The organism is Mesorhizobium sp. WSM4848, assembly GCF_055811375.1.
Map to the genome: position 1 here is coordinate 1 of NZ_JBVVPX010000050.1, position 15,435 is coordinate 15,435.

Genomic DNA, 15,435 nt, shown 5'->3' on the forward strand with positions numbered 1-15,435 from the left:
TTGCTGCATGACGTCTCGGCACTACGGGCGCTGGTCGACAAGAAGGAATAGCGAAGGCTGTCGCTGCGGCGGGGGGCGACACCGCACATTTCATGCGACAGGCCTGACGCGTACCCGCGGACCTGCTGTGCCAACCAAAAACAGACCGCAACCCGTTCCGGGGATGAATTGGTGAGCGACTTGCGAAGCTCAAATTTCAAGACCTTTGCCTTAAACCACTCGGCCACCGGGCAAAACATTTTTTTAGGTCGAGAAAGCGTCTGGCGGTGCCCCGGCGGTGCCCAGAGAGCCTGCAAGGGAAGATGGCCCGAAGGGCTGGAGGTTAACTAGTTAAAAACACTGTGGAACTTTTGGTGGAGCCAATCGGGATCGAACCGACGACCTCTTGAATGCCATTCAAGCGCTCTCCCAACTGAGCTATGGCCCCACTCCGGCAGTCTACCGGCGCCGTTACCGGCGAAGAGATCCGGCGCGGGTTGAGACCGCGCCGTTAGTGCAGGCGGCTTCTAACCCCGCCTTCCGTCAATATCAAGCCTTTAAGAGCCGCTTTTTATCAAGACCCCACGAAAGTCGGCGGGCACTGTGTGAGAGGCCGGATCAGACTTCGTCGTCGTCGTCGCCGACGCCGATCATGTCGGCGACATCGTCGTCCTCTTCCTCTTCGTCGGCGAGGAAGGTATCGTCGTCGTCGCCGAGGTCCACATCGTCCTCGTCATCGCCGAGATCGGGAAGATCGTCGGGTTTCGCATCCTCGTCCGCCTCTTCGAGCGAGACGACCTCGACGCCCTCTTCCTCCTCGGCGTCGACTTCCTTCTCGGCAACTTCCTCTTCCTCCTCAGGGGCGGCAGTCTTGCCTTCCTCGAAATAAGAGCGGGGATAGTTCTTGCCGGTATAGGGCGAGACGATCGGATCCTTGTTCAGGTCATAGAATTTTTGACCCGTCTCGGGGTCGATGCGTTTGGTGCCAAGTTCGGGTTTTGCCACAGCAAGCCTCGTCGATGAAAGTTTGGTCCCCATAACCACAGTTTACGGCGCTGTCAAAGCCTAAAGCCAAGGTCACAAATCCGCGCGTTGAGCGACCTCTTGCAAGGGGATGACCATTTCCGTCCGCCGTGATACGAGACCGCGCAAACCACAAGAAAAAGGCCGGCCACCGGCGTTTTTCACCCAAGGAAAACCCATGTCGCATACTGCCGCCCCGAAACCGGCCACCGCCCGCAAATCGCCAGCGCTTTCAGGCACAGCACGGGTACCCGGCGACAAATCGATCTCGCACCGCTCGTTCATGTTCGGCGGCCTCGCCTCCGGCGAAACCCGCATCACCGGCCTGCTGGAGGGCGCGGACGTGATGCGCACGGGCGCGGCGATGAAGGCGATGGGCGCGCATATAGAGAAGCGCGGCACTGAATGGGTGATCCGCGGCACCGGCAACGGCGCGCTGCTGCAGCCGGAAGGCCCGCTCGATTTCGGCAATGCCGGCACCGGCTCGCGTCTCACCATGGGCCTGGTCGGCACCTATGACATGGAGACGACCTTCATCGGCGACGCCTCGCTGTCCGGCCGGCCGATGGGCCGCGTGCTCGAACCGCTGCGCCAGATGGGCGTGCAGGTGCTGAAGGCGACGCCCGGCGATCGCATGCCGATCACGCTGCACGGGCCCAAGCACGCCGCACCCATCACCTACCGCGTGCCGATGGCCTCGGCGCAGGTGAAGTCGGCGGTGCTGCTCGCCGGGCTGAACACGCCCGGCGTCACCACCGTCATCGAGCCGGTGATGACGCGCGACCACACCGAAAAGATGCTGAAGGGATTCGGCGCGAATCTGTCGGTCGAGACCGACGAGCGCGGCGTGCGTCACATTTTCATCGAGGGCCAGGGCAAGCTCACCGGCCAGACGATCGCTGTGCCGGGCGACCCGTCCTCGGCCGGATTCCCGCTGGTGGCGGCGCTGATCGTGCCGGGCTCGGACATCACGATCGAAAACGTGCTGATGAACCCGACCCGCACCGGTCTTCTTTTGACGCTGCAGGAAATGGGCGCCAGGATCGACATTGTCGACCCGCGCAATGAAGGCGGCGAAGATGTCGCCGATCTGCGCGTGCGCTATTCCGAGCTGAAAGGCGTCACCGTGCCGCCCGAACGGGCGCCGACGATGATCGACGAATATCCGGTGCTTGCCGTCGCCGCCAGCTTCGCCGAGGGTGAGACGTTAATGCAGGGGCTGGAAGAGTTGCGGGTGAAAGAATCCGACCGGCTGTCGGCAGTAGCCGAAGGGCTGAAGCTCAACGGCGTCGACTGCACTGAGGGCGAGGCCTCGCTGGCGGTGCGTGGAAAACCAGGCGGCAAGGGGCTCGGCCAGCACCCGAACGGAAAGAGCACCATCGTCCAGACCCATCTCGACCATCGCATTGCCATGAGCTTTCTGGTCATGGGACTGGCAACGGAAAAGCCTGTCACCATCGACGACCAGGCGATGATCGCGACCAGCTTTCCGGAGTTCATGGGCCTTATGAGGGGGCTGGGGGCGGAGATCGATTAGCCGATGTTGCAGGATTGGCCAATCCTAGCAGCTTGCCTGGGAGCTGCGCTGATCCCGTATCTGATCGAACGCCTCGTTTTTAAAGAACGATTTGGCGTTTTCGCTTTTCTTTTCTGGCTTTTGGCCCTTCAATTCACGACCATCTACCTGTCATTTTATGCAGCCACATTTCTTGGGAATAACGACTGGATCTTTCTTGCGGGGCTTTTCAAAGCGTTTGGTGCAATGGCCTTTATGACAATCGGCGTAATACCTTTAATTGCGTTGCCATTATCGGTTTTGATCGCCTTGGCGGTACTGGCGTTCCGTCTGTTTAGGCACGCTAGATGAGTCCAACCTTCACCATCGCGATCGACGGCCCCGCAGGCGCGGGCAAAGGCACGCTGGCGCGGCGTCTGGCCGACCATTACCGGCTGAACCTGCTCGATACCGGCCTCACCTATCGCGCGGTGGCCCATGCGCTGCTTCGGCTCGGCCTGCCGCTCGACAATGTCTCGGCCGCCGAGACCGCTGCCCGCCAGGTCGACCTGGCCAAGCTCGATCGGTCGGTGCTGTCGGCGCATGCGGTCGGCGAAGCGGCCTCGAAAGTGGCAGTGTTCCCTTCGGTGCGGCGCATACTGGTCGAAAAGCAGCGCGAATTCGCCAAGGCGCCGCCGGGCGCCGTGCTCGACGGCCGCGACATCGGCACCGTCGTCTGTCCCGACGCCGACATAAAACTCTATGTGACGGCGAGCGCCGAGGTGCGGGCACAACGCAGGTTGGCCGAGATCGAGAGCATCGGCGGCACCGCCGATTTCAACGAAATCCTCGCCGATATCCTGCGCCGCGACGAGCGCGACATGGGTCGCGCCGACTCGCCGCTGAAGCCGGCCGCCGACGCGCACTTGCTCGACACGTCGGAAATGGCTATAGAAGCCGCGTTCCTGGCGGCCAAAGCGATCATCGACGACGTTCTGGCCAAGAGAAACAAAGCCTGAGCCGGGTTTCCTGCCGTTGTCGATTGCCGGCGGCGAAAAGATACCCATATCGGGCACGAACCAGCCTGCCAGCATTCTTCATGCGCCGGAATTGCCGCTTAGGCGGCCAAGGGCTTTTTTGAAGCCCGGAACGCCGGCAGGCCAACGCAACGCTAACCCACGGCGCCCGCCCCCGCTTGAGATGCGGGGCATTCCAGGAGAAACTATGTCAGTTGCAAATCCCACTCGCGATGATTTCGCGAGCCTGCTCGAAGAATCTTTTTCCGCCGGCCATTCCGGCGAAGGCCAAGTCGTCAAGGGCACGATCACTGCGATCGAAAAAGACATGGCAATCATCGACGTCGGCCTCAAGGTCGAAGGTCGCGTGCCGCTGAAGGAATTCGGCGTCAAGGGCAAGGATTCGACGCTCAAGGTCGGCGACACGGTCGAGGTCTATGTCGAGCGCATCGAGAACGCGCTTGGCGAAGCGATGCTGTCGCGTGAGAAGGCGCGCCGCGAAGAGAGCTGGGTCCGTCTCGAAGAGAAGTTCACCAAGGGCGAGCGCGTCGAAGGCGTCATCTTCAACCAGGTCAAGGGCGGCTTCACCGTCGATCTCGACGGCGCCGTGGCCTTCCTGCCGCGCAGCCAGGTCGACATCCGCCCGATCCGCGACGTCTCGCCGCTGATGCACAATCCGCAGCCTTTCGAGATCCTCAAGATGGATCGCCGCCGCGGCAACATCGTGGTGTCGCGCCGCACCGTGCTCGAGGAGAGCCGCGCCGAACAGCGTTCGGAAATCGTGCAGAACCTCGAAGAGGGCCAGGTGGTCGAAGGCGTGGTCAAGAACATCACCGACTATGGTGCGTTCGTCGACCTCGGCGGCATCGACGGCCTGCTGCATGTCACCGACATGGCGTGGCGCCGCGTCAACCATCCGACCGAAATCCTCAACATCGGCCAGACGGTCAAGGTGCAGATCATCCGCATCAACCAGGAAACCCACCGTATCTCGCTCGGCATGAAGCAGCTCGAGAGCGATCCGTGGTCCGAGATCGGGACGAAATTCCCGATCGGCAAGAAGATCAAGGGCACCGTCACCAACATCACCGACTACGGCGCGTTCGTCGAGCTGGAGCCGGGCATCGAGGGTCTCATCCACGTTTCGGAAATGTCGTGGACGAAAAAGAACGTGCATCCCGGCAAGATCCTGTCGACGACGCAGGAAGTCGACGTGGTGGTGCTCGAGGTCGATCCGGCCAAGCGCCGCATCTCGCTCGGCCTCAAGCAGACGCTCGAGAATCCGTGGCAGGCTTTCGCCAGCAGCCATCCGGTCGGCAGCCAGGTCGAGGGCGAGGTCAAGAACAAGACCGAGTTCGGCCTGTTCATCGGCCTCGAAGGCGATGTCGACGGCATGGTCCATCTTTCCGACCTCGACTGGACCCGTCCGGGCGAGCAGGTGATCGAGGAGTACAATCGCGGCGACATCGTCAAGGCGCAGGTGCTTGACGTCGACATCGACAAGGAGCGCATCTCGCTCGGCATCAAGCAGCTGGCCAAGGACACGGCCGGCGAGGCGGCGACTTCAGGCGAACTGCGCAAGAACGCGGTCGTCACCTGCGAGGTCACCGGCGTCAAGGATGGCGGCCTGGAAGTGCGGCTGGTCGACAGCGGCATCGAGACCTTCATCAAGCGCTCCGACCTCAGCCGTGACCGCGACGAGCAGCGCCCCGAGCGCTTCACTGTCGGCCAAAAGGTCGACGCCCGCGTCATCGCCTTCGACAAGAAGACCCGCAAGTTGCAGGTCTCGATCAAGGCGCTGGAGATCGCCGAAGAGAAGGAAGCGGTTGCCCAATACGGCTCGACCGACTCCGGCGCTTCGCTGGGCGACATCCTGGGTGCCGCGCTGAAGAAGCAGGGCAGCTAACTCTACAACGCCACGCCTCGCGCGCGGCCTGTAGACAAACCCCGTCGGAGCGATCCGGCGGGGTTTTTGTTTTGACCGTGGTCATAGGGATCGGACCCAAAAACCTGTCCTCGGGCCTGACCCATGAGTGGGAACCGATTGTGGGTCCGCTCTAAAACAAAGAGATAAATCAGGCCCTGCCGTAAAGCGGCACCAGTGTGCCGCTCATCGCCAGATTGGCCGGCGAAGCGAGGTAGGCAATGGCCTCCGCCGCCGCTTCGAGGCTAACCCATTTGCCGAAATCGGCGGCCGGCATGTCAGCCCGGGTGGCCGGCGTGTCGAGGGTCGAAGGCGCGACCGCGTTGACCAGAATGCCTTTGCCCTTGAGTTCTTCCGCCATCGCCACCGTCATTGCGGCGACCGCCGCCTTGCTGGCGGCATAGGCGACCATGCCGGAACCGCGCCGCAGGTCGAGCCCGGCGCGCGCCGTGACATTGACGATGCGGCCCGACACGGAAGATTTCAGCATCGAGCGGATCGCCGCGCGGCAGCACAGGAAGGTGGTGCGGGCGTTGGTGTCCATCATTTCGGCAAAGGACGCGGGCTCGATCTTCTCGACCGGCGCGGCGGTGAAGCCGCCGGCCAGATGGATCGATGCCCACAAATCGGTAACGCTGGCATAGAACGCATCGACCTTGGCGGGGTCGGCGAGATCGACATTGTGCGCCAGCCTGACGCGCTCATGTGCCGGGAAAGGAAAATGCGCGGGCGCGGCGGCATGGGCGTTGGGCACATGGCAGATCGCGCCCTGCTCCAGCAGTTTGCCGACAACCGCGCCACCGAGCGCTCCGGTGCCGCCGGTCACCACAACATGCCTGCCGTCCAGTGTATCCGTCATCTACGACCGCTCCTGTCACTCTTATGCCGCACCGCCGCCGAAGGTCGCGCCTTTCGCGCGATCACTCAACCGAAATCTTGATGACGCAGCGCCGCTTATGCGCGTCAGAACGTCGGCCATCCGACGCGGATCGAATTGCCAGGCGGACGCTGGCCACAGCACTCAATCGACGGTGATCTCGATGACATACGGCAGTCCGGTCGCCCGCGCGCGCTTGAGTGCGTCTGCCAGATGACCGATGCCGGCGAGCCGCTCGGCGGCGATGCCATAGGCCTCGGCTAGCTTGCAGAAATCCGGCGGTGCCGGTGAGACGCCGACCGGCTCGACGCCGACATCGAGCATCGAGGTTTCGATTTCGCGATAGCCGAGATTGTTCCAGACGACGAAGATCACCGGCGCCGCCGCGTCGAGCGCGGCGCCAAGCTCCGGCAGCGTGAACTGGAAACCACCGTCGCCGGTGAGACAAACCACAGGCGCATCAGGCACGGCAAGGGCTGCGCCGATCGCCGCCGGCGGACCATAGCCCAGCGCCCCGAAGCCGGTTGCGGCGTTGAACCAGCCGCCCGGACGGTCGTGATCGTAGTAGAGGTTGGCGGCATAGACCGGCTGGGTCGAATCGCCGACGATGATCGAGCCCGGCAATGCATCGCGGATCATCTCGACGGCGCGGGTTTGCGCCTGGAGAGCCGGGGCCATTTCGGCAAAGGCTGCTTGCCTTGTCGCAGTGGCGCGAGCCTGACCGTCGCCCGATGGCGGCTGGTCCGTGCCAATCTCGACAAGCAGCGCCTCGAGTGCTGCGCCGCAATCGGCATGGATCGAAATCCGGGCGGGCCGGCGGGCAAGCTGGTCGGCGCCGATGTCGATGCGGATCAGATTGGACGGCAGGACAAAGCCGCCGTCGCTATATCCGTCGTAGTCGGTCGGGCCGAATTCGGTGCCGGCGGCAATGACCAGATCGGCCTCGGCCATCAATGCACGCACCGCCTTCAGACTGGGGCTGGCCGGCACGCCGAGCGGATGGCGATACAGCAGGCCGCGGGCATTGGCCGTCTGGACAACCGGCGCTCCCAGCCTTTCGGCAAGGCGCTGTAACGGCGCTTCGGCTCTCTTGGCGCCGCCGCCGGCAAGGATCAGCGGGCGGCGGGCAGCCGCGCAAAGTTTTGCCGCCTCTGCTATCGCCGCCGGATCCGGCTCGGGCGGCGCGACATTCGTCAGCAAAGCGGCGATGCCATCGGCCGGCTTGACCATGATATCGGTCGGGATCTCGATGTGGACTGGGCCCGGACGCGACGACGAAAACAGGGCAAAAGCGCGGGCAAGAACGCCCGGCAGTTCGTCGGCGTCGGTGACACGGTGCGAAAACAGCGCGACCTTTTCCATCATGCCGCGCTGGTCGGGCAGTTCGTGCAGATGGCCAAGGCCCTTGCCCAGTGTTGGCGTGGCGTTGACGCCCGAGATCACCAGCATCGGAACCGAATCGGCACGGGCCTGGCCCATAGCGGTGATGGTGTTGGTCAGCCCCGGTCCGGTAATGACGAAGGCGATGCCGGGCTTGCCGCTGGCGCGCGCATAGCCGTCGGCCATGAACCCGGCGCCCTGTTCATGACGCGGGGTGACGTGGCGAATCTTCGAACGCGCCAAGCCGCGATAGAGTTCGACCGTATGCACACCCGGAATGCCGAAAACCGTGTCGATATCATGGGCTTCGAGCAAAGTGATGAGCGCTTCGCCGAGTGTCGTCATTGTCTGAGCACCGGACGTGTGAGGCAGGTCGGTCCGCCCTCGCAGGCGATGCACAGCGCATCCGCCTCGAAGGTTGAAACCCTGCAGCCGGCGGCCGCCATGGCCGCCGCCGTCTTCGGGAAGCCGGCAACGGCGATCACCTCGCGCGGCGCGGTCGGCAGCACATTGAGGTTGAGGCCGTTGGAGGCGAAGAATTCCCCGGCGTCGCCTTCGACCAGGCGAATGCCTCGCGCCCGCAGCATCTGGTAGAAGGCAGCCGGCAAAAGCGGTGCATAGACCAGCGCCAGATCGTCGGCGAGCGGACTGATCACCGACATCAGATGCAGGCAGGCGTCCTCGCCATGCCAGAGCGGCAGGTCGTAGCCATAGACCTGGATACCCCTGGGGGTGAGCAGGTTGGCGAGTTGCTGGATGCCGTCCTGGTTGGTGCGCACGCCGCGGCCGACGGCCAGGGTCCGTGAATCCACCCAGACGCAATCGCCGCCCTCGACCTGTCCGGGAGGCTCGATGCGGCCGAGGATAGGCACGCCCAGGCGCTTGTAGGCCGCCTCGTGCAGGCCGGGCTCGGCCCGGCGCAGCGCCTTGCCCATGGCAAGGATGATGGCGCCGTGGTCGGTCATCAGCGAAGGATCGTGTGTGAAGACCGAATCGGCAAGCCCGTCATCGGCGTCGGTCAGCCATTCGATCGCGGCGCCGGATGCCAGAACCAGCGCCGTCAGCGCCTGATGCTGGGCGGCGGCCTTTTGCGGATCGAAGCCCGCACCATAGTGCCATTCCGATGCTTTGGCGCGGTGCATGGCGCTTGCGGCGGACCGCATCAGCACGCGCTGCAGGGGCCCGGCCATGGACTGCGACCCGTATTCTTTTGCCAACAAGTGCTCCTTAAACGCCCATCCCAGCCAATAGCCACTCAGCGAGCCGTGATCAATGGTCCAAAAAGCATGGTTGACGGAGGCAAGCGGAACGGTACATCTTGAGAATGAGAAGTCTGTCTAGTGATGGTAATGGGTAAAAAAGTCCAGCAGCGACGGGTCCAGCCACTTCGTGAGGCACCGCAAAGGTGATAGCGCAAGGCACGGCCCCCGCCCTGAAGTATACGGCGCAGAACGACGCCGCCGAAGCCATCCATGTCGAGAACCTGCATAAAAGATTCGGCGAACTGCATGTGCTGAAAGGCGTTTCGCTGTCGGCGCGCGACGGCGAGGTCATCGCCATCATCGGCGGCAGCGGCTCGGGTAAATCGACACTGCTGCGCTGCATCAATTGCCTGGAGAACCCGACCAGCGGCATCGTTCGCGTCAATGGCGAGGAGATCCGGATGAAGGCCGACAGCCATGGCCACACCGTTCCCGCCGACCGCAAGCAGATCGAGCGCATCCGCTCCAAGCTCGGCATGGTCTTCCAGAATTTCAATCTGTGGAGCCACATGACGCTGATCGAGAACGTCATCGAGGTTCCGGTGCATGTTCTGGGCGTCAAGCGCGATGTTGCCATCGCCGAGGCGGAAAAGCTGCTTGCCCGCGTCGGCCTGGCCGAAAAGCGCGATGTCTATCCGGCCTATCTGTCAGGTGGCCAGCAGCAGCGTGCGGCCATCGCCCGGGCGCTGGCCATCAATCCGCGCGTCATGCTGTTCGACGAGCCGACCTCGGCGCTCGACCCGGAACTGATCGGCGAGGTGCTGAAGGTGATCGGCGATCTGGCGCGCGAAGGCCGCACCATGGTGCTGGTCACCCACGAGATGAAGTTCGCTCGCGAGGTCGCGACACATGTCGTCTACCTCTACAACGGGCTGGTCGAGGAAGAAGGGCCGCCGGAGCAGATCTTCGGCGCGCCGAAATCCGAAAGGCTGAAGCAATTCATCCGCAACATCGGTTAAGCCGAGGCGGACGAAAAAACGGGAACAACAACAAACTGGGAGTTTTTGGCATGAAGACCGTTCTGAAAACATTTGCCGCAGCACTGCTGCTCGGCGTCGCCGCGATGGGCATGGCAAAGGCCGAGCCGGTCAAGATCGGCGTCGCTGCCGAACCCTATCCGCCGTTTACCTCGCCGGATGCTTCCGGCAAATGGGTTGGCTGGGAGATCGAATTCATTGACGCGGTCTGCGCCGAGCAGAAACTCGATTGCGTCATCACCCCCGTCGCCTGGGACGGCATCATCCCGGCGCTGACGACCAAGAAGATCGACGTCATCGCCAGTTCGATGACGATCACCGACGAACGCAAGAAGACGATCGATTTCTCCGACAAATATTACAACACCCCGACCGCCATCATCGGGCCAAAGGACCAGAAGTTCGGCGCTACACCGGAAGATCTCAAGGGCAAAATCATCGGCGTCCAGGTTTCGACCGTGCATGCCGACTACGTCAAGAAGCACTTCACCGAAGCAGCGGAAATCAAGGAATACCAGACCCAGGACGAAGCCAATCAGGATCTTGCCGCCGGTCGCCTCGATGCGGTGCAGGCTGATTCCATCGCGCTCGACGCATTCCTGAAATCGGATCAGGGCAAGCAATGCTGCGACCTGAAGGGCATGGTCGCGCCGGATTTGGCCGTTCTCGGGCCCGGCATCGGCGCCGGTGTCCGCAAGGAAGATACCGAGTTGAAGGAGAAGATCAATGCCGGCATCAAGGCTATCCGGGCCAACGGCAAATATGACGAAATCAGCAAGAAATATTTCGATTTCGACATCTACGGCGACGATCCGCAGGCGAATTGACGGCATCCCTGAGGGAATAACCATGCGGCGCGGACAGCGCGCCGTGTGGCTTCGTCGAAATCCACCCAGGCAAGCTTTCTGCTGACGGCATTGCCGACGGTTTTGGCGCCAGCAATTCGGGGGCGACGCTGATCGACGCATTTCTTCCGGCCTCTGTGGCCCGCATCATCGAACTGCTTTCGCCGACGCCACCTGGCTGGGGCGGAACGCTTCTGGTCGGACTGCTCCACTCGGTCGAGATCGCTGCCGGTGCGTTCGGTCTCGGCCTCGTCATCGGCATCTGCGGTGCGTATGGCAAGCTCTATGGCGGGCCCGTGGTGCGCGATCTGCTGGCGGTCTATACGACGATCGTCCGCGCCGTGCCGGAGCTGGTGCTGATCCTGCTGCTCTATTATGCCGGCACCGATTTGATCAACCAGTTGCTGACGGCAATGGGATATCAGCGCATCGATATCAGCGGGCTGGTGGCCGGCATTGCCGTGCTCGGCTTCGTCCAGGGCGCTTATTCGACCGAGGTGATGCGCGGCGCGATCCTTGCCATTCCGCAGGGACAGATCGAAGCCGCGCGCGCCTATGGCATGTCTCCCGGCCTGCTGCTGCGGCGCATCACGCTTCCGGCGATGCTGCCTTTCGCCATACCGGGCCTTGCCAATCTCTGGCTGATCGCCACCAAGGACACCGCCTTGCTGGCGGTCGTCGGCTTCTTCGAACTGACATTGGCGACGCGGCAAGCGGCGGGCGTAACCAAAGCCTATCTTACCTTCTTCCTCGCCGCGGGCGTGATCTATCTTCTGTTGACGCTGGTCTCCAATCTGATCATCGGCCGCATCGAGGCCCGGGCTCGGCGCGGCATGCCCTCCCTCAAGGAGGCGCGTTGATGGCCGGCGAGGCGATCATCGTCAATGTTGCGCGAGCGTCGCTGTGGCTGCAACCGCACCGTGTCGTGCTGGTCCTGATAGCGCTGGCGCTGGTTTTTGCGGCCGCTCTTTTCATGCGCTGGGACTGGCTGCCGCAATATTACGAGATGGCGCTTGTCGGCCTCTGGCGCACGCTTTGGATTCTAGTAGTCACCTGCACACTCGGCTTCCTGCTCGCCGTGCCGCTCGGGCTGGCGCAAGCTGCCGGCCCGTTCTGGCTTGCGGCGCCTGCCAAGGCCTTCTGCACCATCATCAGGGGAACGCCGCTGCTGCTGCAGCTCTGGCTGCTCTATTATGGGCTCGGCTCGCTGTTTCCGCAGTACCCATGGGTACGCCAGTCCTGGATGTGGCCGTATCTCAGGCAAGCGTGGCCCTACGGCGTCCTGGCGCTGACCTTGTCCTTCGCCGGCTACGAGGGGGAAGTCATGCGGGGTGCCTTTGCCGGGGTGCCGAAAGGGCAGTTGGAAGCGGCACGTGCCTTCGGCATGAGCCGCTGGAAGATCCTGCGGCGGATCTGGCTGCCGCAAGCCTTCTACCGGGCGCTGCCGACGCTGACCGGCGAAACCGTGCTGCAGCTGAAATCGACGCCGCTGGTGGCGACCATCAGCGTGATCGACATATTCGCCGTCTCGTCAAAGGTGCGGCAGAGCACTTTCCTCACCTATGAACCCTTGCTGCTCCTGGCGCTGATCTATATGGCGATCACCGGCATCCTGGTCTTCGCCCTCGGCAAGATCGAGGCGCGGATCCCGAACAAGATTGGTTAGTGAGGAGCGATTAGGGAGTAGCGAATAGCGAGTAGCTCGCTGATCTCCTCTACTCGCTACTCCCTATTCGCTAGAGCTTCAGGGCAGCTAAAGATGCAACTCAGTCTCGAGCAGGCGACAGGGCTGTGCCGGATGGCGGCGCTCGGCGCCGGCGCCAATGAGGAAGCGGCGCAGTCGCTCGCAGCCTCCATCGTCGGGGCCGAGGCAGAAGGTCTGTCGACGGTCGGACTGTCGCATTTCATCGACTATCTCGAAGCGCTGGAGGCCGGCCGCATCGACGGCAAGGCCGAGCCGGTCATCACCAGACCGGCGTTGGCGATCTATCTCTCGGACGCGCGCGGCGGTCTGGCGCATACCGGCTTCGACCGCACCATCGACGATCTCGCCAAGGCGGCGCGCCTGTTCGGCGTCGCCATCTTTTCGCAGAAGAACGCCTATACATGCGGCGCGCTCGGCTATTTCACCGGACGGCTGGCCGCGCAGGGGCTGGTGTCCTTCGCCGCGACCAATGGACCGGCCGTGCTTGCCGGCTCCGGCTCGGTCAAGCCGGTCTATTGCACCAACCCGATGTCCTTCGCCGCGCCCGCCGCCGACGGAGCGCCGCTGGTGATCGACCAGTCATCGAGCGCCACCGCCTTCGTCAACATCCGCAAGGCGGCCGAGGACGGCACGAGAATTCCAGAAGGCTGGGCACTGGACGCGAGCGGCAACCCGACCACCGATCCCGCCGCCGCCATGAAAGGCGCGATGCTTGCCTTCGGCGGCCAGCGCGGCGCCAACATCGCACTGATGGTCGAAGTACTGGCGGCGGGCCTGTCGGGTGCCAACTGGTCGCTCGATGCGCCATGGTTCACCGACGGACCGGACAGTCCCGGAACCGGCCTCTTCGTGCTGGCCGTCGAGCCCAAGCTGCTCGATCCGAATTTCGAGAAGCGCATGAAAGATCAGCTCGACCGGTTGCGCCGCCGCTACGGCGTGCATGTGCCCGGCCGTGCCCGGGCCGAAGCGGCGGAGAAGGCAGCGGCACGGGGCATAACGGCTCCGAAAGCCGTGGTGCAGCGCATTTCCGAATTCGCCGCCCGATATCCTTCCTGAAAGCGCGGTATTCTTCCTGAAAGTTTGTCTGCGATTTTTTCGCCGCCGTTGAACCTTTTTGCGCGGTGCCCCGACCAATGCCTGTCCGGGGTGGGGTTTGCCCGGGCGGTGACATCCGGTCGAATGTCCAGGGCTGGGGCGGGCGCCTCACGCCGTCCTGATACCGTCTCAGGTCAGGCCGCCGCCTCGTCGGCCCCTGATTTCGTATATGGAAGTCACCCGGAAAACCCCGCTTCGGCGGGGTTTTCTGCGTTCTCTCGCATCTGATCAGTTAACATACCTGCTGTGGTCAACTTTTGTTCATTTGACTTTGACCGAGGTGGTCGGGTGTTTGCGCGAAGCAGCAAACGAGGAGCCCCAATGACCGCAAGCACCGACAATCCCAGCACCAATCTTTTCGTTCCGGCCCTTGCCAGCCTCTATGGGGCGCTGCACACCACCTCCGAAACCATGCTGCGCGCCGTGGCCGGCATCTTCCTCACCATCCATGGCTCTGGCAAAATCATCGACCCGCTCGGCGCCGCCGAGATGGTCGAAGGCCTCGGCTTCTATCCTGGCGCGTTCTGGTCAGTGCTGCTGGCCTGCACCGAGTTCTTCGGCGGCATCTTCATCGCCATCGGTCTCTTGACCCGCCCGGCCGCCTTCGCCGGAATGTTCGTGCTTCTGGTCACCGTCTGGTTCCACTGGGTCACCATGGGCGAGGGCTTTTCGGGTGCCGAAAAATCGCTGCTATGGGCGGCGCTCCTGTTCTTCTTCGTGATCCGCGGCGGCAACCGCCAATCGGTCGACGCGCGCATCGGCAAGGCGTTCTGAACCAGCCGACACGCCGGCAAACGGCGACAAAGGATCGCCCTTTGCCTTCGGCGCGAAACGGATTATGAACGGCTTCAGCCAACCCGCCGGAGGCAGCAATGACCGAAATCCTGCAGACCCCAAAGCTCGTCGTCGTGTTCGGCGGCTCCGGCTTTGTCGGCCGCCATGTGGTGCGGGCGCTGGCCAGGCGCGGCTATCGCATCAGGGTCGCCTGCCGCCGGCCCGATCTCGCCGGCCATCTGCAGCCGCTCGGCAATGTCGGCCAGATCCAGCCGGTGCAGGCCAATATTCGCGTGCGCTGGTCGGTCGACCGCGCCGTGCAGGGCGCCGACCATGTCGTCAATTTGGTAGCCATCCTGCATGAGAGCGGCCGGCAGAAGTTCACGCCCGTCCACGAGTTCGGCGCACGCGCGGTCGCCGAAGCGGCGCGCGCCGTCGGCGCCGGGCTCACCCATATCTCGGCGCTGGGCACCGATCTGAACGGGCAATCCGAGTATGCGCGCACCAAGGCGCTCGGTGAAAAAGCGGTCCTGGAAACGATTGAGGATGCGGTCATCTTGCGGCCCTCGATCAACTTCGGCCCCGAGGACAGTTTCTTCAACCGCTTCGCCAGCATGGCGCGCTATTCGCCGGTCCTGCCACTGATCGGCGGCGGGCTGACCAAATTCCAGCCGGTCTATGTCGGCGATGTCGCCGAAGCGGTGGCGCGCTCGGTCGACGGCAAAGTCGAGGGCGGCCGGATCTACGAGCTTGGCGGACCGCAGGTGCTCACCTTCAAGCAATGCATGCAGGAAATGCTTGCCATGATCGATCGCAAGCGGTTCCTGGTGTCGGTGCCGTGGTGGGTGGCAAACATGCAGGCTTCGATCCTCGGGCTTTTGCCCAATCCGCTGCTGACCAAGGATCAGGTCCTGCAGTTGCGCGAGGACAACATCGTGTCGGACGCGGCCATTCGGGAAAACCGGACGCTCGCCGGTCTCGATATCCAGCCACAGTCGATCGGCAGCATCCTGCCGAGCTATCTCTGGCGCTACCGGCCCGCCGGCCAGTTCCAGCGCAAGACGGCGGAATAGCCAATCAGGC

General features: G+C 63.2%; 15 protein-coding genes and 1 tRNA gene. 11 read left to right on the forward strand and 5 right to left on the reverse strand.

The genetic code is table 11. The annotated features are described in order from the left end of the window. Positions 1–351: 351 nt before the first annotated feature. Both AC0L16_RS30535 and AC0L16_RS30540 read right to left on the reverse strand, forming a co-directional pair. Positions 352–427, reverse strand: a tRNA-Ala gene (locus tag AC0L16_RS30535). A gap of 170 nt (positions 428–597) precedes the next feature. Beyond that, positions 598–984 carry a TIGR02300 family protein gene (locus AC0L16_RS30540; RefSeq protein ID WP_077375256.1) on the reverse strand — a complete coding sequence of 129 codons (387 nt, stop codon included), beginning with the start codon at positions 982–984 and terminating at the stop codon, positions 598–600. A gap of 196 nt (positions 985–1,180) precedes the next feature. Between AC0L16_RS30540 and aroA the strand changes: the two genes are divergently transcribed. The 4 genes from aroA to rpsA all read left to right on the forward strand — a co-directional run bounded on the left by aroA (position 1,181) and on the right by rpsA (position 5,419). Continuing rightward, complete coding sequence (gene aroA / locus AC0L16_RS30545; protein ID WP_473625190.1) at positions 1,181–2,539, forward strand: 3-phosphoshikimate 1-carboxyvinyltransferase; 1,359 nt, start codon at positions 1,181–1,183, stop codon at positions 2,537–2,539. 3 nt (positions 2,540–2,542) lie between these two features. Next, positions 2,543–2,869 carry a hypothetical protein gene (locus AC0L16_RS30550; protein WP_473625191.1) on the forward strand — a complete coding sequence of 109 codons (327 nt, stop codon included), beginning with the start codon at positions 2,543–2,545 and terminating at the stop codon, positions 2,867–2,869. Further along, positions 2,866–3,516 carry a (d)CMP kinase gene (cmk, locus tag AC0L16_RS30555; protein WP_473625192.1) on the forward strand — a complete coding sequence of 217 codons (651 nt, stop codon included), beginning with the start codon at positions 2,866–2,868 and terminating at the stop codon, positions 3,514–3,516. Before AC0L16_RS30550 ends, cmk begins: the two co-directional genes overlap by 4 nt. A 205-nt stretch (positions 3,517–3,721) precedes the next feature. Beyond that, positions 3,722–5,419 carry a 30S ribosomal protein S1 gene (gene rpsA / locus AC0L16_RS30560; protein ID WP_027151507.1) on the forward strand — a complete coding sequence of 566 codons (1,698 nt, stop codon included), beginning with the start codon at positions 3,722–3,724 and terminating at the stop codon, positions 5,417–5,419. A gap of 169 nt (positions 5,420–5,588) precedes the next feature. On the opposite strand, the gene AC0L16_RS30565 is transcribed toward rpsA, so the two are convergent. The 3 genes from AC0L16_RS30565 to AC0L16_RS30575 form a co-directional block, all read right to left on the reverse strand. Then, positions 5,589–6,296 carry an SDR family NAD(P)-dependent oxidoreductase gene (locus tag AC0L16_RS30565; protein WP_473625194.1) on the reverse strand — a complete coding sequence of 236 codons (708 nt, stop codon included), beginning with the start codon at positions 6,294–6,296 and terminating at the stop codon, positions 5,589–5,591. Between the two features lie 162 nt (positions 6,297–6,458). Then, positions 6,459–8,039 (reverse strand): 5-guanidino-2-oxopentanoate decarboxylase, encoded by a 1,581-nt coding sequence (locus AC0L16_RS30570; protein ID WP_473625196.1) that lies wholly within the window; start codon positions 8,037–8,039, stop codon positions 6,459–6,461. Next, positions 8,036–8,884, reverse strand: a complete 849-nt coding sequence (locus AC0L16_RS30575) for a dimethylarginine dimethylaminohydrolase family protein (RefSeq protein ID WP_473625223.1) — start codon at positions 8,882–8,884, stop codon at positions 8,036–8,038. Before AC0L16_RS30575 ends, AC0L16_RS30570 begins: the two co-directional genes overlap by 4 nt. A 218-nt stretch (positions 8,885–9,102) precedes the next feature. Between AC0L16_RS30575 and AC0L16_RS30580 the strand changes: the two genes are divergently transcribed. From AC0L16_RS30580 to AC0L16_RS30610, 7 genes are all read left to right on the forward strand, one after another. Beyond that, positions 9,103–9,915: an ABC transporter ATP-binding protein gene (locus AC0L16_RS30580; RefSeq protein ID WP_036261459.1), complete on the forward strand. Its 813-nt coding sequence runs from the start codon at positions 9,103–9,105 to the stop codon at positions 9,913–9,915. Positions 9,916–9,965: 50 nt separating this feature from the next. Continuing rightward, positions 9,966–10,760: a transporter substrate-binding domain-containing protein gene (locus AC0L16_RS30585; RefSeq protein WP_128188052.1), complete on the forward strand. Its 795-nt coding sequence runs from the start codon at positions 9,966–9,968 to the stop codon at positions 10,758–10,760. Positions 10,761–10,972: 212 nt separating this feature from the next. Then, the gene (locus tag AC0L16_RS30590; protein WP_473625224.1) at positions 10,973–11,638 is read left to right on the forward strand and encodes an ABC transporter permease; all 666 of its coding nucleotides are present in this window, start codon (positions 10,973–10,975) and stop codon (positions 11,636–11,638) included. Further along, complete coding sequence (locus tag AC0L16_RS30595; protein ID WP_473625197.1) at positions 11,638–12,444, forward strand: ABC transporter permease; 807 nt, start codon at positions 11,638–11,640, stop codon at positions 12,442–12,444. The genes AC0L16_RS30590 and AC0L16_RS30595 overlap by 1 nt, the downstream gene beginning before the upstream one ends. A 93-nt stretch (positions 12,445–12,537) precedes the next feature. Beyond that, positions 12,538–13,539 (forward strand): Ldh family oxidoreductase, encoded by a 1,002-nt coding sequence (locus tag AC0L16_RS30600; RefSeq protein WP_473625199.1) that lies wholly within the window; start codon positions 12,538–12,540, stop codon positions 13,537–13,539. A gap of 360 nt (positions 13,540–13,899) precedes the next feature. After that, entirely contained in the window at positions 13,900–14,352 is a 453-nt protein-coding gene (locus tag AC0L16_RS30605; RefSeq protein ID WP_473625201.1) for a DoxX family protein, read from the forward strand. A 98-nt stretch (positions 14,353–14,450) separates the two neighbouring features. Further along, the gene (locus tag AC0L16_RS30610) at positions 14,451–15,425 is read left to right on the forward strand and encodes a complex I NDUFA9 subunit family protein (protein WP_473625202.1); all 975 of its coding nucleotides are present in this window, start codon (positions 14,451–14,453) and stop codon (positions 15,423–15,425) included. Positions 15,426–15,435: the final 10 nt, after the last annotated feature.